We start from the raw sequence: 18,897 nt of genomic DNA on the forward strand, positions 1-18,897 counted from the left end.
ATGCCGGCAGGCAGGTGAGGGGCGGCGCCGACTTCCGCCAAGAAGAACGGCAACCTCACTCTTCGCTCATCTATCTCGACTTCCCTCTCAGGGCAACGATGGCCGCCGCCGTCTCCTCGATCGAGCGGCGGCTGACGTCGATCATCGGCCAGCCATGCCGCGTGCAGATCTGGCGGGCGTAGGCGAGTTCCTCGGCGATCGCGGCGCGGTCGACATAGTCGGTAGGCTCGTAGGCGCTGGTATTGCCGAGGATGCGGTTCTGGCGAACCTGCGAGATGCGTTCTGCGGTGGCAATCAGCCCGACGATCAGCGGCCTTTTGGCGTTGACCAGGCTTTCCGGCACCGGCACGCCGAGCACGATGGGGATGTTGGCGGTCTTGATGCCGCGATTGGCCAAATAGATGCTGGTTGGCGTCTTCGAGGTGCGCGAAATGCCGACGAGCACGATGTCGGCATCGTCCATATTGGCCGGCAGCTGGCCGTCATCATGCTCCATGGTGAAGTTGAGCGCGTCGATGCGGCGAAAGTATTCGGCGTCGAGGACATGCTGGGCGCCGACGCGGCGGCCGGCCGGCGTGCCGAGATAGGACTGGAACACGGTCAGCACCGGTTCCAGCACTGAGACGCAAGGCAGGCCCATGGCGGCGCAGCGTTCGTCGATGCCGCGGGCGAGCTTCTGGTCGACGACCGTATAGAGGATGATGCCCGGCTCCTCCTCGATGTCCTCGAACACTTTCGTCACCTGCTTTTCGGTGCGGATGAGCGGGTAGATATGCTCGATGGCGCGCGCATCCTTATATTGCGCCGAAGCCGCGCGGCCGGCCGCCAGCAGCGTTTCACCGGTGGCATCGGAAATCAGGTGAAGGTGAAAGAAGCTCTGGGGTTTGTTCACAGGGTTACGTTCCAAGCTGTGGGCCGATGTGGATAAGGTCGGCCGGAAATATCCGCCGGTTCGGGCGACTGTATCAGATGCCAGTTTGTCCACAATTCGATGCGCTGTCGGCTTCGTCGGGCGCCTGGGGACAAGTCCGGGGACGGGTTTTTTTGACCCAGGCCCATCCACAGGCCCATTTTCTTTGCGCGGGCGGCAACGCATTGACTTTAGTCGGAAATTTCCAACTGTCCCCAAAGTCCTCCTATCCGGCAGAAGAAGCACGCGACAATATGCTGGCTGGCCTTTTCCGGGGCAAAGCGGGACAGGAGACAACCACCGATACCAACAGACTCTTAGAATCATAAGATTCCTAGAAATAGAATATTTAATTATAGAGAAGCCTGGAGAGGCGACCGTTTAATGTCCGAAAACCGGATCATGCTGGACGTGCTGAAGGGCGAAGCGGTGTCTCCGCCGCCGCTCTGGATGATGCGCCAGGCCGGCCGCTATCTGCCGGAATATCGGGAGACACGCAGGCGGGCCGGATCGTTCCTCGATCTTTGCTACGATCCCGATCTTGCCGTGGAGGTGACGCTGCAGCCGATCGAGCGCTTCGGCTTCGATGCATCGATCCTGTTTTCCGATATCCTTGTCGTGCCGCATGCGCTGGGGCGCGACGTGCGCTTCGAGGAGGGACGCGGGCCGCTGTTAACGCCGATCTCGGCAACGGAGATTGCGGCTCTCGACGGCGAAACGTTTCACGTGAATCTCGAACCAGTCTATGAGACGGTCAGACGGCTGCGGGCAAAACTGCCTAATGAAACGACGCTGATCGGCTTCTGCGGCGCGCCTTGGACGGTGGCGACCTATATGATCGCCGGCCACGGCACCTCAGACCAGGCGCCGGCGCGGCTGTTCGCCTATCGCGAGCCGGCGGCTTTCTTGCAGTTGCTGAACGTGCTTGCCGATCACTCGGCCGCCTATCTGATCCGCCAGATCGAAGCCGGCGCCGATGTGGTGCAGATTTTTGACTCGTGGTCCGGCGTGCTCGACGAAGTTTCGTTCGAGGCCTTCTGCGTCAGGCCGATAGCCGAGATCGTAAGGCGGGTGCGGGCCGTGCACCCCTACATTCCGATCATCGGTTTTCCCAAGGGCGCCGGCGCCCACTACCAGCGCTATCGCCAGCAAACCGGCGTGATGGGGCTGGGGCTCGACTGGACCGTGCCGCTGACGACAGCAAAGGAACTGCAGCGCGGTGGCGCCGTACAGGGCAATCTCGATCCGTTGCGGCTGGTGGCTGGCGGCAAGGCGCTTACCGACGGCGTCGAGGCGATCCTGAAAGCGCTGGGCGATGGGCCGCTGATCTTCAATCTCGGCCACGGCATCACGCCGGAGACGCCGATCGCGCATGTCGAGGCGATGGTGAAACTGGTGCGGGCACGTCGATGACCGACACGAATACGACCGGGAGCGCAGGTAACAGCGGGGCGGGCGCGATGCGTCGAGCAGCGATCGCCATCGTCATCTTCCTCGTCCTGGCCGGACTTCTGTTCCTGTTCGGGCCGGATGATTTCTACCCCTGGGCAAAGGCAATCCATGTCATCGCCGTCATCTCCTGGATGGCGGGCATGCTCTATCTGCCGCGGCTGCTGGTCTATCATGCCGATGCGGAGAAAGGCTCCGGCCAGTCGGAAACGTTCAAGGTGATGGAGCGCCGCCTGCTGCGCGGCATCATCAATCCGGCCATGGTCATCACCTGGGTATTCGGCCTCTGGCTGGCCTGGAAGGGCTTCGGTTTTCAGGGCGGCTGGCTGCATGCCAAGATCGCCGCGGTGCTCGGGCTCTCCGCCGTTCATGGCTATCTGGCCGGCGCGGTCCGCAAATTCGCCGAGGATCGCAACGAAAAGCCCGCGAAGCACTGGCGGATCGTCAACGAGGTCCCCACATTGCTGATGATCGTCATCGTCGTGCTGGTTATCGTGAAGCCGTTTTGACGCTTCGTGCGGCCGCAAAGGCCAGGGCAATCGATCTGTCCAATTCGTGCTAAGGGCGCCCAGTTGTCGAAGTCGGCGCCGCCCCTCATCGCCCTGCCGGGCACTTCTCCCCGTATAGAGACGGGGAGAAGGGACTGTCGACAACCTTGGCGGACATTCTGCAACGCTGGTGATTGGCGAAACCATCAATGAGAGTGTCCCTCTTCCCGTCACCATACGGGGAGAGGATGCCGGCAGGCAGGTGAGGGGCAGCGCAAACCTGAAGCGATTGGCCTGACAAAAGGCGGCTTGCTCTTTCACTCGACCGACGATAAAAGACGGGTCTTCCTTCCCGTCATGCGCCGCCCCATTCATCGCTTCGGCCGCGCCCGGCATTTGTCGCATCCCGCCGATATTTTCCCAATGCTTACTCACTCAGAGTCCGTCTAATGATGCAAGAAATGAAACTCACAGAGTTCAAGAACAAGAAACCGCCAGAGCTGATCGCTTATGCCGAATCGCTCGAGGTCGAGAACGCCAGCGTGATGCGCAAGCAGGAGCTGATGTTCGCGATCCTGAAGCGGCTGGCGACGCAGGATATCGAGATCATCGGTGACGGCGTGGTCGAAGTGCTGCAGGACGGTTTCGGTTTCCTGCGCTCGGCTAATGCCAATTACCTGCCGGGTCCGGACGATATCTATATTTCGCCGTCGCAGATCCGCCGGTTTTCGCTGAAGACCGGCGATACCGTCGAAGGCCCAATCCGCAGCCCGAAAGAGGGCGAGCGCTATTTCGCGCTGCTCAAGGTCAACACGATCAATTTCGACGACCCTGAAAAGATCCGCCACAAGATCCATTTCGACAATCTGACGCCGCTTTATCCGACCTCGCGGCTGAAGATGGAAATGGACGTTCCGACCTCGAAAGATATCTCGGCGCGCGTCATCGACCTGGTGGCGCCGCTCGGTAAAGGCCAGCGCGCCCTGATCGTGGCGCAGCCGCGCACCGGCAAGACGGTGCTATTGCAGAACATCGCCCATTCGATCACCACCAATCATCCTGAATGCTACCTGATCGTACTCTTGATCGACGAGCGGCCGGAAGAAGTCACGGACATGCAGCGCTCGGTGAAGGGCGAGGTTGTCTCCTCGACCTTCGACGAGCCGGCGGTGCGCCACGTCCAAGTCGCCGAAATGGTGATCGAGAAGGCCAAGCGCCTGGTCGAGCACGGGCGTGACGTCGTCATCCTGCTGGATTCGATCACCCGCCTCGGCCGCGCCTACAACACTGTGGTGCCATCATCCGGCAAGGTGCTGACCGGCGGCGTCGACGCCAATGCGCTGCAGCGGCCGAAGCGCTTCTTCGGTGCCGCCCGCAACATCGAGGAAGGCGGCTCGCTGACCATCATCGCCACCGCGCTGATCGATACCGGCAGCCGCATGGACGAGGTCATCTTCGAAGAGTTCAAGGGCACCGGCAACTCGGAAATCGTGCTCGACCGCAAGGTGGCGGACAAGCGCATCTATCCGGCCATGGACATCCTCAAGTCCGGCACCCGCAAGGAAGACCTGCTGGTCGCCCGCCAGGATCTGCAGAAGATCTTCGTGCTCCGCCGCATCCTGGCGCCGATGGGAACGACCGACGCCATCGAGTTCCTGATCGACAAGCTCAAGCAGACCAAGACCAACGCGGATTTCTTCGATTCCATGAACACGTAAGGGGTTGAGGCGCAGCCCTCTGTCCTGCCGGACATCTCCCCCACAAGGAGGGAGATTGGCCCTCATGACTGATTTCGCCAACCGCCAACTTTGCAAAAGGGACGCTGTCGGTGAAGCTGCCGATCTCCCCCCAAGTGGGGGTGATGTCCGGCAGGACAGAGGGGGGCGCTGTCCCGCCAGCGTTCCCGGTTCTGCGCACCTTTGCGCCTACTGACGACGCAACCGCCGCTCCAGCTCCTCAGCATTCGTTATCACCGGCAGGCAGACCTGCCCGGTGCACAGCCAAGCGCCGGGCTTTTCGGTTGGTGGCAGAACGCCGCCGGGCAGCGTCGGCAGGTTTGTCGCCGAGCCGACCGGCACGATGGTGTCGATCCGGCGCGGGTCCGGATTTCGATTCGCAACCGGAACAAGCCTGGGATTCTCCGGGTTGTCCACCAGCACCAGTTTTAACGGCTCGATCGCCAGGGCACAGGCGTTGACGATACCCGCCTGGCCATAGGCCTGATGCGACGCACGGCCGGCCGCGTGTTCGGCGATCTTCCAGGTCTTTTCCTGCAATTCGAGATCGCCGGAAAGCGAGGACAATCGGACCATGACGTCGATGATCTGGCCGGTGGCGGACGGGATGGCCTCGTCGACATCGCCCCTGATACGGATCGGCACGTCGCTGCTGTCCGACGCGGTGAGATAGTAGCCGGTGTTGTTCTCATCGCGATGCCATTGATCGAGCTGCGCGAGGAATTGGCCGGCCAGCTCGGCATAGCTCGATGTACGGGTGGCCTCGAACAATGAGATCGCAGCGTTGGCCATGGCGGCGTAGTCGCTCGACAGCGCCGGAAACAGCTTCTTCGCGCCAAGCATCGAATGCGGCAAGCGGCGGTCTCGAGCAGCGCTGGCAATGGCGGCCAAGGCTTGTTCCGCCGCCTCGATCCAGTCAATCCGTTTCAGGGCGCGCCCGGTCTCGGCGAGAGCCGCGATCACCAAGCCGTTCCAGTCGGTCAGGACTTTGCCGTCACGCCCGGGTCTGACGCGCTGCTCCCTGGCTGCCAGCAATTTTTCTTTCAGCGGGATGAGCCGATCGCGATCGTTGACGCTTTGCGTTTGCTGGGCCTCGGTCTGGTGGATGATCGGCTTGCCTTCCCAGCCATGCGGGCTGGAAAGCGTGAAGTATTTGAAAAACAAGGGTGATTCGCCGCCGAGAGCGGTTTCTATCTCATCCCTGCTCCAGGTGTAGAACAGCCCCTCCTCGCCTTCGCTGTCGGCGTCGAGGCTGGCGGCGAAGGCACCGTCATTGACGTGCATCTCGCGCAAGAGCCAGTCGACCGTCTCTTCGATTCGTACCCGGAACAATTCATCGCCGGTCGCGGCATAGGCCCAATTGCACAGCCGGATGAGCTGCGCGTTGTCGTAGAGCATTTTTTCGAAATGCGGCACCAGCCACTCGGCGTCGGTCGAATAGCGGCTCAGCCCGCCGCCGATATGGTCATAGATACCGCCCGCCAGCATCTTCTTAAGGCTGAGCAGGACAGCGTCGCGGTGGGATGTGGCGCCATCGCGCAGCCAGGACAGCCAGAGCGTCTGCATGAACTGGGCATTGGGGAATTTGGGCGCGCCGCGCAGGCCGCCCAGCTCGCGGTCGATCATGCCGTCAATGCCATTGGCGAGCGTCGCGAGCGTGTCGCGCTCGAGCACGGCCTTGGCATGCGTGCCCGCCAGCCGCACCTCGACATGCGTGGTCAGACCGTCGGCGCTTTGGTTAACGCTTTCTTTCTTCTCCCGCCATGCTTTGTCGACCGCCTCCAGCACCTGGACGAAGCCCGGGCGGCCGTAACGGGCTTCGCGCGGAAAATAGGTGCCACCCCAGAAAGGCTTTCCGTCCGGCGTCAGGAACATGGTCAGCGGCCATCCGCCCTGTTCGCCCATCGAGGACAGTGCGGCCATATAGATCTGGTCGATGTCCGGCCGCTCCTCGCGATCGACCTTGATATTGACGAAGAGACGGTTCATGACGGCGGCGACGTCGTCGTTTTCGAAGCTTTCGTGCGCCATGACATGGCACCAATGGCAGGCGGCGTAGCCGACGGAGAGCAGGATCGGCCGCTCCAGCGCCTTTGCTTCGGCGAGCGACGCCGGCGACCATGGCCGCCAATGCACCGGGTTGCCGCTATGCTGCTGCAGATACGGGCTGGCCTCGTCGGCAAGCAGATTTTGCGCGGGCAATGTCACGGTCGGGCACTCGGCAAGTTGTCAAGGAATAAGCGAAGCTAGGGCGGTTGTGCTGGGTCGGCAAATGATTTCAGGTGATTCCATAGTTGCCCTGTCGAGCGGCCGCCTGCCCGCCGGTGTCGCCGTGATCCGTATTTCCGGCCCGCAAAGTCGTTTCGTACTCGAAACGATTGTCGGTTCGATGGTCAAGGACCGGGTTGCGGCCTATCGCAAATTCAGGGCGCCGGACGGATCGGTGCTCGACAGCGGGCTGATTATTTTCTTCGCCGGGCCCAATAGCTTTACCGGTGAGGATATCGCCGAGTTTCATGTCCATGGCGGGCGCGCCGTGGTGGCGAAGATGCTGAAAACGATCGCCGGCTTCGACGGCGTCAGGCATGCCGAACCGGGCGAGTTCACCCGCCGCGCCTTTCTCAATGGCAAGCTCGATCTGGTCGAGACCGAGGCGCTGGCCGATCTCGTCAACGCCGAAACCGAGGCGCAGAGGCGCTTTGCCGTGCAGAATGCCGAAGGCGTGCAGAGCGAGCTCTATCTCAGTTGGCGCCGGAGGCTCATCCATGTGCGGGCGATGATCGAGGCGGAAATCGATTTTGCCGACGAAGACGATGTGCCGGGTTCCGTTGCAGATGCGGTCTGGTCGGATGTCGGCGCGATGATCGACGAGATCGAACGTCATGTTCAAGGGTTCCGGGCGGCCGAAATCATCCGCGACGGGTTCGAGGTCGTCATCCTCGGCGCGCCGAACGCCGGCAAGTCAAGTCTGTTCAACACATTGGCCCGGCGCGAAGCGGCGATCGTCACCGAAGAACCTGGCACCACCCGCGATCTGCTCGAAGTGGTTCTGGATCTGGAGGGGATGCGGGTAAGAGTGACGGATACCGCCGGCTTGCGTGAGACGCCCGGCAGGATCGAGGCCATCGGCATTGAAAGGGCGAGGAGCAAGGCCGGCACTGCTGATTTGTTGCTGGTGCTGGAAGATATGGTGGAGCCGGTCCCGATCGGGGCAATACCGGCCGGCGTCCCGGCATTGAGGATCGGGACGAAGGTCGATTTGCTGCAAGATGAATCGCTTGCGAGGCGCTACGACGTGGCAATCTCGACCAGGGACGGCACCGGGCTGTCGGAATTGCTGGGGGAGATCGGCCGTCGCGCCGCAGCGCAGATCGGCCGGGCCGGCGATATCCTGCCGTCGCGGCTCAGGCATGTCGAACTCCTCAATGAGACGAACCGCTACTTGCTTGCAGCAGTGACAGGGACCGAGCGCGGACAGGAGTTACGAGCCGAGGAATTGCGGCTGGCAGCGGATAGGCTTGGCCGCATTGTTGGAGCGGTCGATGTCGAGGACATGCTCGACGTTATCTTCTCGCAGTTCTGCATTGGCAAGTGACTCACGTGAAACATTGCAGGCAGGCCGGCTTCGGTGATTCACGTGAAACGTTGAGCGTTGGGAGGCTAGCCCTCAGCCGCCAATCTCGACGTCTGCGATTAACGTAGGCCTCCACCACTTCGTCATCCTAGGGCGGAGCGAACGCGAAGCGGGAGCATAGACCCTAGGATCCATGCCGGAACGCGAACCGAAGAATGCGGCGGCTTGGAATGATGCTTGCGTTCGTAACGCCGTCGTCCGCTCTGTCTAGCCCGACGGAGCACTGCCGTGAGGTAACGGCATGGATCCTAGGGTCTCGCGACGTCGCTTCGCTCCTGCTCCGCCCTAGGATGACGAAGGGAGGGGATGCTTTGGCTAATCTCGAAAGCTTCGCGATTACTCCGCGATGAACTTTGGTTGCCGCCCGCCAATCTCGCTGCCAAAACGCACCAGTTGCATTGTTTCACGTCAAACGATTCACTGAGCGTCCTTGACAGCGTAGGCTCTCGGCGACATGTGTCGGCCCACTTGAATTCGGGATTCTGAAATGACCGATCACTATGATGTGGTTGTGGTGGGCGGCGGCCATGCTGGTTGCGAGGCGGCCAGCGCTGCCGCGCGCGCCGGCGCGAGAACCGCGCTGGTGACGCTGCGCTTCGATACGATCGGCGTCATGTCCTGCAACCCGGCGATCGGCGGGCTCGGCAAGGGGCATCTGGTTCGCGAGATCGACGCCATGGACGGGCTGATGGGGCGCGTTGCCGATGCGGCCGGCATCCAGTTCCGCCTGCTCAACCGCCGCAAGGGACCGGCGGTGCGCGGGCCACGGACGCAGGCGGACCGGAAGCTGTACCGGCTCGCCATGCAGGCGGCGATTCGCGAGCAGGCAGGCCTCGACATGGTCGAGGGCGAAGTTTTGGATTTCGAAATCGACAATGGCCGCATAGCGGCGGTGCTGCTGGCGGATGGCCGCCGGCTTGCCTGCGGCGCCGTGGTGCTGACGACCGGCACTTTCCTGCGCGGGCTGATCCATATCGGCGAGAAAAAGATCGTTGCCGGCCGCATGAACGAGCAGGCCAGCCTTGGCCTGTCGGCGACGATGAGCCGTGCCGGCTTCAAGCTCGGACGGCTGAAGACCGGCACGCCGCCGCGGCTGGATGGCCGGACCATCGATTGGGCGTCGCTGGAAAGCCAGGCGGCGGATGACGAGCCGGTGCCGTTCTCGCTGTTAACCGACCGCATCGACAACCCGCAGATCCATTGCGGCATCACGCGTACGACGGCGGCGACACATGATCTGATCCGCGCTAATCTCGGCCGGTCCGCCATGTATTCCGGCTCGATCGAGGGGGTAGGGCCGCGCTACTGCCCGTCCATCGAGGACAAGATCGTCAAGTTCGGCGACCGCGAGGGTCACCAGATTTTTCTGGAGCCGGAAGGGCTGGACGACGACACTGTCTACCCGAACGGTATTTCGACCTCGCTCCCCGAGGACGTTCAGCTTGATATTCTAAAGACCGTTCCCGGCCTTGAGCGTGCCACCATGCTGCAGCCCGGCTATGCCATCGAGTATGACCATGTCGATCCGCGCGAGCTCAAACCGACGCTGGAAACCAAGCGGATCGGCGGTCTTTTCCTCGCCGGACAGATCAACGGCACCACCGGTTACGAGGAGGCGGGCGCGCAAGGGCTGCTCGCCGGCCTCAACGCCGCGCGGCAGGCTTCGACAAGCGACCAGATCGTGCTCAGCCGCACCGAGGCTTATATCGGGGTGATGGTCGACGACTTGACCAGCCGCGGCATCGCCGAGCCTTACCGGATGTTCACTTCGCGGGCCGAGTTCCGGCTGTCGCTGCGGGCCGACAATGCCGATGAGCGGCTGACGCCTCTGGCTGTGAAGCTCGGCATCGCTTCGCGGGAGCGAATGCAGCGGTTCAGCGAAGTCGTGCAGGACCTTGAAAAGGCGCGCAAGCTTGCGCTTGGCACGACGATGACTCCCAACGAGGCGGCGCGCCATGGGCTCGAAATCAACAGGGACGGCGTGCGCCGCTCGGCCTATGAGTTGCTGGTTCATCCCGGTGTCGATGTCGCCTGGTTGGCCCGAATCGTGCCGGAGTTTGGCGGCATGGACGCCAAAACGGCCGAACGCCTCGAAACGGAGGCGAAATATTCGGTCTATCTGGATCGCCAGCAGGCTGATGTCACGCAGGTCAGGCATGAAGAGAGCCGACTGATCCCGGCTTCTCTTGATTTCGCCTCTGTTCCCGGCCTGTCCAACGAGCTGAAGCAGAAGATGCTGGCACGCCAGCCGCGCTCCATCGCCGATGCGCAGCGGATGGAAGGCATGACGCCGGCGGCGCTGGCGATCATCGTCGCGCATGTCCGCAACGCCGAGGCTGCTGCGCGAAGGGGTGTTGCGTGAGCGCTGCCTCATGGGCGAGCCTGCAAGAGGCTGCAGGCCCGGTTTCACGTGAAACATTCGGACGCCTGGTCGAGTTCGAGGCGGTCTTCCAGAAATGGAACCGCCGGATAAACCTGACCGCGCAATCGACGCTGGACGATGTCTGGCGCCGCCACATCCTCGACAGCGCGCAACTGGCGCGAATCAAGCCGGACGCGAAGCGCTGGGTCGATCTCGGCTCTGGCGGCGGGTTTCCCGGTCTTGTGCTTGCCTTTCTGCTTGCCGAGCGTGACGGCGCCAGCATCGATCTGGTTGAAAGCAACCGGAAAAAAGCATCGTTCCTGCAAGCCGTCGTCGGGCAATTCAACCTGCCCGCCCGCGTCATCGCGCGGCGCATCGATGACGCCTATCCGCTTGTTTCGACACCTCAAATCGTCACGGCCAGAGCGCTGGCGTCGCTTCCGGCGTTGCTCGACCTGTCGGCGCCGTGGCTGACGGCCGGCGCGCGCGGCCTGTTCCACAAAGGCCGGGATTACCGCGCCGAAGTGACAGAAAGCGCTCAACGATGGTCATTCGATCTGGTAGAACATGCCAGCGCGACCGACGCTCATGGCGTCATCCTCGAACTGTCTGATTTGCGCCCACTGACTTAGATCGGCGACCTCGGAATGAATTTCTGGCATAGACCCATGATGAAAAATGGCCCCCGAATCATCACCGTCGCCAACCAGAAGGGCGGCGTCGGCAAGACGACCACGGCCATCAATCTGGCCACGGCGCTGGCGGCGATCGGCGAAAAGGTGCTGATCGTCGACCTCGATCCGCAAGGCAATGCCAGCACCGGTCTCGGCATCGACCGGCGCGACCGCACGGTTTCGTCCTATGACGTGCTGACCGGCGAGCTGGATCTGGAGGCGGCGGCGATCCCGACGGCGGTGCCGGGCCTGTCGATCGTGCCGTCGACGCTCGATCTGCTCGGCATCGAAATGGAGATCGCCTCGGCACCGGACCGGGTGCTGCGGCTGCGCAACGCGTTGCGCGCCTCGGCCGAGCGTTCGGCGAATTTTGGCTATGTGCTGATCGATTGCCCGCCGTCGCTCAATCTTCTGACGCTGAATTCGATGGCGGCGGCCGATTCGGTGCTGGTGCCGCTGCAATGCGAGTTCTTCGCGCTCGAGGGCCTGAGCCAACTGCTCGAGACGGTCGAGCAGGTCCGCCGCTCGATAAATCCCGACCTGACGATCCAGGGCATCGTGCTGACCATGTTCGATGGGCGCAACAACCTCGCCAACCAGGTGGTGCAGGACGTGCGCGCGCATATGGGCGACAAGGTCTATGAGACCGTCATCCCGCGCAACGTGCGTGTCTCCGAGGCGCCGTCCTACGGAAAGCCGGCGATCCTCTATGACCTCAAATGCTCGGGCAGCCAGGCCTATCTGCAGCTTGCCTCCGAGGTGATCCGCCGCGAGCGCAAACTGCGCGCCGCCTGATGCTGCCACGAAAGAAGCCGATTCGATACCGAAACGATCTGGATAGATGATGAGCGAAGACCTTTCAAGAAAAAGACTGGGGCGGGGGCTGGCGGCGCTGATCGGCGAAATCGATCGTCCGGCAGCGCCGGAAAAGCAGGGCATGAATGCCGACGGCAAGGTTCCGATCGAGTTCCTGAGCCCGAACCCGAAGAATCCGCGCCGGCATTTCGGCGACGCCGACCTGACCGATCTTGCCCAGTCGATCCGTGAACATGGCGTGGTGCAGCCGGTGGTGGCACGGCCGTCGCCGACGCAAGCTGGCCGCTACGAGATCATCGCCGGCGAGCGGCGCTGGCGCGCGGCGCAGCGCGCTGGGCTGAGCGAGATCCCGATCATCGTGCGCGATGTCAACGATCGCACGGCGCTGGAACTGGCGATCATCGAAAACGTCCAGCGCACCGACCTCAATCCGGTCGAGGAGGCGATGGGTTATCAGCAGCTGATCGACGATCACGGTTACACCCAGGCCGATCTCGGCCAGGTGATCGGCAAGAGCCGCAGCCATGTCGCCAACACGCTCAGGCTCTTGAAGCTGCCCGAGGTGATCCGCGACATGCTGGTCGACGGCGCGCTGTCGGCCGGCCACGCCCGCACATTGGTGACGGCGCAGGATCCGGCGGGCCTGGCCAAGCGGATCGTCGAGGAGGGGCTTTCGGTGCGCCAGGCCGAAGCGCTGGCGCAGATGCCGGCCGGCGCTCCAACGGTAAAGCGACAGCCTGCGGAACCGGCGCAAAAGGATGCCGATACGCTGGCGCTGGAAAAGCTGATGACTGACACGATCGGCATGATCGTCACGATCGAGCACAAGGAACGCGGCGGCGTGATCAGCGTCGCTTACCGGACGCTGGAGCAGCTCGACGAGCTTTGCCGGCGGTTGAAGCAGGAGCGGTAGGTGCTTGAGGCACTGATATTTTTAGCCGGCAAATAATCTTCTGGCTTAGGTTTAAGCACGCCCTGGTAACATAACGAGGGCTGGCGTTTTGACAGCCCTCGTTTTTTTAGCGCCGGTGATCGGCGAAATCGCCGAGGCTGCTGATCTCCCCCCTTGAGGGGGGAGATGGCCGGCAGGCCAGAAGGGGTCGTCTCACATCTAGCGCCGGCACCTTGCGGAAGCGAAGAAGATGTCGGCGTTCCATGCGCTGCCCTGTCGCCTTCGGCGACATCTCCCCCTCAAGGGGGGAGATCAGGTGCGCTGAGCCAACCTTGCGCTTTCCACGGCAATGCCGAGCAGGGCCTGCCGGGCCAGCGCGACCGAGAGGTCCGGCCGACGGCGGGTCTGTAGGACCGCCGTCTGCAATCGGGTCAAGGCGCGGCCAAGCGCTTCGCTGTTCCAGCGTTCGAGGGTTTTTTCCACCAGCTTGCGTCGGGAGAAAAAAACCGGCGGGCGCGCCGCGGCGACGACCGCCGCGGCGTTGCGGCCGCCGGCGTCCATCAGGCCGCGCATCGCCTGGATCGCCTGCAGCTGCCGCATCGCCGAGGAAAGCACCAGAAAAACCTGGCCGCCGGCCTGGCAGTGGCGGGTGAAGGCCATGTCGAAATCGCCGACCTTGCCTTCGAGCACGGCATCCACGGCGTCGTCGAAGGACAGACCGGAAACATCACCCGACGTCGCCTTGACGTCGTCGAGGCCGATTTCGCTCTGGCCGTGGGCGTAGAGCAGCAGCTTTTCGATCTCGCCGCGCGAGGCCAGCCGGTCACCACCAAGATTGCGGCGCAGCGCCTGGCGGGCCTCCAGCGTCATCGACATGCCGGCCTTGCGCAATTCCTCGTCGATGACCGTATCGATGTCGCGGGCCTCGTCGGCATAGCACGGCAGCGCCATGGCAATGTCGGCCGCCTCGACAATGGCGCGCAGGCCGACGCCTTTCTTCAGGTCGCCGGCTTCAATGAGTATGATCGCGTCCCGCGCGGGCTCCGCGGTCAGCGCCTTGACGTCGTCGGCAAGCGCCTTCTGGCCGGAAGCATTGCGCACCCACAGCAGGCGCCGGTCCGAAAACATCGGCACGGTGCGCGCCTCGTCGAGCAGACGGCCCTCGTCGCGGTCGACTTCCGAACCGTCCAGCCTGACCACCGAGAACGGATCGTCGAGCGGCAGGCCGGTTTTGCCGGCAAAGGCCTTCGCCCGCTCGGCGACGAGCCCGCGGTCGGGCCCGTAAAGCAGGACGATCGAGATGCGCGGATCCGGCCGCGCCAACCACGAATCGGCCTCGTATCCTTTCTTCTGTGCCATGGATTCTGGTTAGCACGATGCGGGCGCGGGGTGAACGGTGGGGTGACGGTATTGCAGTGCCGCGGGACAGAAGAGGCGCGGAGGAAGGCCAACCTCTCAAGACTTGGCTTCCTCGCTCCCGCGAAGCGGGGGAGAGGTGGCCGCGAAGCGGCCGGAGAGGGGGCTTTCGTAGGGCGCGGTTCCTCCTCTCCGTCTCGGCTTCGCCGAGCCACCTCTCCCCCACTCTCGTGGGGGCGAGGAACCCAAACTGGAATGATGCCGCGATCTTTCCAACGGGAGTTTCCGGCTCTTGCGCCAGGTCAGGCCAGACCTTTCGCCAAATTGCGCGTGGCGGCGGAAGATCGACAAGAAATTTCGCCGATATATCTTCATCTTGACGAGTGCTGGCCGGCGCGGTCGCTGGCTCGAAGCCTTGCCCGACGAATTGGCACCGGTCTAGCGGTGTGCAAATATCGCGCCGGGCAACATTGGAGGACGAAGGTCATGGCTGATGCAGGAATGTTGCGCTTCCATGTGCCGGAACCCGAGGTGCGGCCGGGCGGGACGCCGGACTTCTCCAATGTGACCATTCCCAAGGCCGGCTCGGTCCCGCGCCCGGAGATCGACGTCGATCCGCGCACCATCCGCGACATGGCGTTTTCGATTATCCGTGTGCTCAACCGCGCCGGCGAGGCCGTCGGCCCGTGGGCCGGCCTGCTTTCCGACGACGAGCTGCTGGAAGGGCTGCGCCACATGATGACGCTGCGCAGCTTCGATGCGCGCATGCAGATGGCGCAGCGCCAGGGCAAGACCTCCTTCTACATGCAGCACCTGGGCGAGGAGGCGGTGAGCTGCGCCTTCCGCAAGGCGCTGGCGCCGGGCGACATGAATTTTCCGACCTATCGGCAGGCCGGCCTGCTCATCGCCGACGGCTATCCGATGGTCACCATGATGAACCAGATCTATTCGAACGAGGCCGACCCGCTGAAGGGGCGGCAACTGCCGATCATGTATTCGTCGAAGGAGCATGGCTTCTTCTCGATCTCCGGCAATCTGGCGACGCAATACATCCAGGCGGTCGGCTGGGCGATGGCTTCGGCGATCAGCAATGATTCGAAGATCGCCGCCGCCTGGATCGGCGACGGGTCGACGGCCGAGTCCGACTTCCATTCGGCGCTTGTGTTCGCCTCGACTTACAAGGCGCCGGTCGTGCTCAACGTCGTCAACAACCAGTGGGCGATCTCGACCTTCCAGGGCATCGCCCGCGGTGGCTCCGGCACTTTCGCTGCGCGCGGTCTCGGCTTCGGCATTCCGTCGCTGCGGGTCGACGGGAACGACTATCTCGCCGTCCATGCGGTGGCAAAATGGGCGGCCGAGCGCGCGCGGAAAAATCTTGGGCCGACGCTGGTCGAATATGTCACCTACCGGGTCGGCGCGCATTCGAGCTCCGACGATCCGTCGGCCTATCGGCCGAAGGCCGAGTCCGACGCGTGGCCGCTCGGCGATCCGATCGTCAGGCTGAAGAACCATCTCATCCAGCGCGGCGTCTGGTCGGAAGAGCGGCATACCCAGGCCGAGGCGGAAATCCTCGAAACGGTGATAGCGGCGCAAAGGGAGGCCGAGCGCCACGGCACGCTGCATGCCGGCGGCAAGCCCTCGACGCGCGACATGTTCGAGGGCGTCTATGCCGAAATGCCGCCGCACCTCAGGCGCCAGCGCCAGCAGGCGGGGGTCTGACCATGCCAAGACGGACAATGATCGAGGCGATCCGCGACGCCATGGACGTGTCGATGGCACGCGACGAACGCGTCATCGTGTTCGGCGAGGATGTCGGCTTTTTCGGCGGCGTCTTCCGCTGCACGCAGGGCTTGCAGGCCAAATACGGCAAGAGCCGCTGCTTCGATGCGCCGATCAGCGAATCCGGCATCGTCGGCTCGGCCATCGGCATGGCCGCCTACGGCCTGAAACCCTGTGTCGAGGTGCAGTTTGCCGACTATGTCTATCCGGCCTATGACCAGATCGTCTCAGAGGCGGCGCGGCTGCGCTATCGCTCGAACGGCGATTTTACCTGCCCGATCGTGGTGCGGATGCCGACCGGCGGCGGCATCTTCGGCGGCCAGACCCACAGCCAGAGCCCAGAGGCGCTGTTCACCCACGTCTCCGGCCTGAAAGTCGTCGTGCCGTCCAACCCGCATGACGCCAAGGGTCTTTTGATTGCGGCGATCGAGGATCCCGACCCGGTGATCTTCCTGGAGCCGAAGCGGCTCTACAACGGCCCGTTCGACGGCCATCACGAGCGCCCGGTGACGCCGTGGTCGAAGCATGAGCTCGGCGAGGTCGCAGACGGCCACTACACGATGCCGCTCGGCAAGGCGGTGATCCGCCGGCTGGGCGCCGCTGTCACCGTGCTTGCCTATGGCACAATGGTCTATGTCGCCGAGGCGGCGGCCGAGGAGACCGGCATCGACGCCGAGATCATCGATCTCCGGACGCTGCTGCCGCTCGATCTCGAGACGATCGTCGGCTCGGTGAAAAAGACGGGCCGCTGCGTGATCGTGCACGAGGCGACGCTGACATCCGGCTTCGGCGCCGAACTTTCGGCGCTGGTGCAGGAGAACTGCTTCTATCATCTGGAAGCGCCCGTAGTGCGGGTCGCCGGTTGGGACACGCCCTATCCGCATGCGCAGGAGTGGGACTATTTTCCCGGTCCCGCCCGGCTCGGCCGCGCGCTCGTTGAAACGATGGAAGCCTGACGACGATGGGAAGCAGAGCTTCAGACCAATTGTCAATCGTGGCGCCGCCCCTCATCTGCCTGCCGGCATCTTCTCCCCGTGAAGAACGGGGAGAAGGGGCTGGCCGCCACGCTGGCGATCCCCCTCTCCCCGTTCTTCACGGGGTAAGGGCGAGGGGCAGCGCAAACGCCTCAGTAGGGGAGACCTGACGATGGGCGAATATGTGATCAAGCTGCCCGATGTCGGCGAAGGAGTCGCCGAGGCCGAGCTCGTCGAATGGCAGGTCAAGGTCGGCGACCTCGTGCGCGAGGACGCGGTGCTTGCCGCTGTTATGACCGACAAGGCGACGGTCGAGATTCCTTCGCCGGTCGACGGCGAGATCGTCTGGCTGGGTGCCGAGATCGGCGACACGGTGGCGATCGGCTCGCCCATTGTACGCTTGAAAGTGGCCGGCGAGGGCAATGTGAAGGCGGGTGCGCCGCAGGCCGTTGAGGTGGGCGCCAAGAGTACCCCCGCCCCTAACCCCTCCCCACAAGGGGGAGGGGGACGCGCTTCGGCTTCCAAAGCCGAGACCAAACGAGCCTCACCTCCGGACGCAAGAGCTTCGGTGCGCGGAGGTGAGCCGGCGACGGAATCCCCCTCCCCCTTGTGGGGAGGGGCTAGGGGTGGGGGTACTGCAGTCGGTCGGAGTACAGCGCCCTTCGCCGCGCCGCGTCCCGAAGGCGAAAAGCCGCTGGCGTCGCCGGCCGTTCGCCTCAGGGCAAAAGAGGCCGGCATCGATCTCCGTCAAGTTGCGGGAAGCGGCCCGGCCGGGCGTATCCAGCACGAGGACATCGAGGCTTTCCTGGCGCGCGGACCGCAGCTCGCGAAAATCACCGGCCTGGCCCGCAACGAAACGGTCGAGGACATCAAGGTGATCGGGCTCAGGCGCAAGATCGCCGAGAAGATGACGCTGGCCAAGTCGCGCATCCCGCACATCACCTATGTCGAGGAGATTGACGTCACCGCGCTCGAGGATTTGCGCGCGGCACTCAACAAGGAAAAGCGCACCGGCGCGGAAAGGCCGAAGCTGACGCTGCTGCCGTTCCTGATGCGGGCGATTGTCAAGGCGATCGCCGACCAGCCCAACCTCAACGCGCTGTTCGACGACGAGGCCGGCATCGTCCACCAGCATGGCGGCGTCCATGTCGGCATCGCCGCGCAGACGTCTTCGGGGCTGGTGGTGCCGGTGGTCAAGCACGCCGAGGCGCGCGACATCTGGGATTGCGCCGCCGAGGTCGTCAGGTTAGCCGAGGCGGCCAAGTCAGGCACGGCGACACGCGACGAGCTGTCGGGGTCGACCATCACCATTACCTCGCTCGGCGCCATGGGCGGTGTGGCGACGACGCCGGTGATCAATCATCCGGAAGTGGCGATCATCGGGGTCAACAAGATGATGGTGCGGCCGGTGTGGGACGGCACCCAATTCATCCCGCGCAAGATGATGAACCTATCGTCCAGCTTCGACCACCGGGTCATCGACGGCTGGGACGCCGCGGTGTTCATCCAGCGCATCAAGACGCTGCTGGAGACCCCGGCGCTGATTTTCGTGGATTGAGATGAACAGAGGATCGCAGGGGCGCAGGATGAGAGCAGTCGCGATCCTTCGCGCCCCCCTCTGTCCTGCCCTCTTTGCCAAAACTTGGCATCTCCCCCTCAAGGGGGGAGATCAGCTCTCATCCCGACTTTCGCCAATCTCCAGCGTTGCAGGACTAAGCGGAGCGCCAAAGCTACCAATCTCCCCCCTTGAGGGGGAGATGCCCGGCAGGGCAGAGCGACTGTCTTGGAAGTCAAGCTGTTTGCCATGGTTTTTGGTCCCTGACGATT

At 63.4% G+C, this 18,897-nt stretch carries 14 protein-coding genes; 11 read left to right on the forward strand and 3 right to left on the reverse strand.

The features are described from left to right. Positions 1-70: 70 nt before the first annotated feature. Positions 71-892 carry a pyruvate, water dikinase regulatory protein gene (locus AC0L25_RS28180; RefSeq protein WP_473598472.1) on the reverse strand — a complete coding sequence of 274 codons (822 nt, stop codon included), beginning with the start codon at positions 890-892 and terminating at the stop codon, positions 71-73. 402 nt (positions 893-1,294) lie between these two features. Between AC0L25_RS28180 and hemE the strand changes: the two genes are divergently transcribed. The 3 genes from hemE (at position 1,295) to rho (ending at position 4,565) form a co-directional block, all read left to right on the forward strand. Continuing rightward, the gene (gene hemE / locus AC0L25_RS28185; protein WP_473598473.1) at positions 1,295-2,323 is read left to right on the forward strand and encodes a uroporphyrinogen decarboxylase; all 1,029 of its coding nucleotides are present in this window, start codon (positions 1,295-1,297) and stop codon (positions 2,321-2,323) included. Further along, positions 2,320-2,868, forward strand: a complete 549-nt coding sequence (gene hemJ, locus AC0L25_RS28190) for a protoporphyrinogen oxidase HemJ (RefSeq protein ID WP_473598474.1) — start codon at positions 2,320-2,322, stop codon at positions 2,866-2,868. The genes hemE and hemJ overlap by 4 nt, the downstream gene beginning before the upstream one ends. A 431-nt stretch (positions 2,869-3,299) precedes the next feature. After that, positions 3,300-4,565, forward strand: coding sequence for a transcription termination factor Rho (gene rho / locus AC0L25_RS28195; protein ID WP_027153631.1), 1,266 nt, complete (start codon positions 3,300-3,302; stop codon positions 4,563-4,565). Between the two features lie 207 nt (positions 4,566-4,772). Here rho and AC0L25_RS28200 read toward each other — a convergent pair whose 3' ends face one another. Then, positions 4,773-6,791 (reverse strand): thioredoxin domain-containing protein, encoded by a 2,019-nt coding sequence (locus tag AC0L25_RS28200; RefSeq protein WP_473598475.1) that lies wholly within the window; start codon positions 6,789-6,791, stop codon positions 4,773-4,775. Between the two features lie 64 nt (positions 6,792-6,855). On the opposite strand from AC0L25_RS28200, the gene mnmE reads away from it, so the two are divergent. The 5 genes from mnmE (at position 6,856) to AC0L25_RS28225 (ending at position 12,982) form a co-directional block, all read left to right on the forward strand. Further along, positions 6,856-8,178, forward strand: a complete 1,323-nt coding sequence (gene mnmE / locus AC0L25_RS28205) for a tRNA uridine-5-carboxymethylaminomethyl(34) synthesis GTPase MnmE (protein ID WP_473598476.1) — start codon at positions 6,856-6,858, stop codon at positions 8,176-8,178. Positions 8,179-8,704: 526 nt separating this feature from the next. Further along, complete coding sequence (mnmG, locus tag AC0L25_RS28210; protein WP_473598477.1) at positions 8,705-10,579, forward strand: tRNA uridine-5-carboxymethylaminomethyl(34) synthesis enzyme MnmG; 1,875 nt, start codon at positions 8,705-8,707, stop codon at positions 10,577-10,579. Further along, positions 10,576-11,211: a 16S rRNA (guanine(527)-N(7))-methyltransferase RsmG gene (gene rsmG, locus AC0L25_RS28215; RefSeq protein WP_473598478.1), complete on the forward strand. Its 636-nt coding sequence runs from the start codon at positions 10,576-10,578 to the stop codon at positions 11,209-11,211. Before mnmG ends, rsmG begins: the two co-directional genes overlap by 4 nt. A gap of 36 nt (positions 11,212-11,247) precedes the next feature. Beyond that, the gene (locus AC0L25_RS28220) at positions 11,248-12,048 is read left to right on the forward strand and encodes a ParA family protein (RefSeq protein ID WP_473598479.1); all 801 of its coding nucleotides are present in this window, start codon (positions 11,248-11,250) and stop codon (positions 12,046-12,048) included. A 49-nt stretch (positions 12,049-12,097) separates the two neighbouring features. Beyond that, the gene (locus tag AC0L25_RS28225; RefSeq protein ID WP_473598480.1) at positions 12,098-12,982 is read left to right on the forward strand and encodes a ParB/RepB/Spo0J family partition protein; all 885 of its coding nucleotides are present in this window, start codon (positions 12,098-12,100) and stop codon (positions 12,980-12,982) included. A 291-nt stretch (positions 12,983-13,273) separates the two neighbouring features. On the opposite strand, the gene holA is transcribed toward AC0L25_RS28225, so the two are convergent. Further along, positions 13,274-14,320 carry a DNA polymerase III subunit delta gene (gene holA / locus AC0L25_RS28230; protein ID WP_473598481.1) on the reverse strand — a complete coding sequence of 349 codons (1,047 nt, stop codon included), beginning with the start codon at positions 14,318-14,320 and terminating at the stop codon, positions 13,274-13,276. Positions 14,321-14,803: 483 nt separating this feature from the next. Here holA and AC0L25_RS28235 point away from each other — a divergent pair, with 483 nt between their 5' ends. The 3 genes from AC0L25_RS28235 (at position 14,804) to AC0L25_RS28245 (ending at position 18,628) form a co-directional block, all read left to right on the forward strand. After that, on the forward strand, positions 14,804-16,036 hold the full coding sequence (locus tag AC0L25_RS28235) for a thiamine pyrophosphate-dependent enzyme (RefSeq protein WP_473598482.1): 1,233 nt from the start codon (positions 14,804-14,806) through the stop codon (positions 16,034-16,036). Positions 16,037-16,038: 2 nt separating this feature from the next. Further along, entirely contained in the window at positions 16,039-17,052 is a 1,014-nt protein-coding gene (locus AC0L25_RS28240; protein WP_473598483.1) for an alpha-ketoacid dehydrogenase subunit beta, read from the forward strand. A 190-nt stretch (positions 17,053-17,242) separates the two neighbouring features. Beyond that, on the forward strand, positions 17,243-18,628 hold the full coding sequence (locus AC0L25_RS28245) for a dihydrolipoamide acetyltransferase family protein (RefSeq protein WP_473598484.1): 1,386 nt from the start codon (positions 17,243-17,245) through the stop codon (positions 18,626-18,628). The last annotated feature ends 269 nt before the right edge of the window (positions 18,629-18,897 follow it).

It is taken from the genome of Mesorhizobium sp. WSM4813, assembly GCF_055811555.1.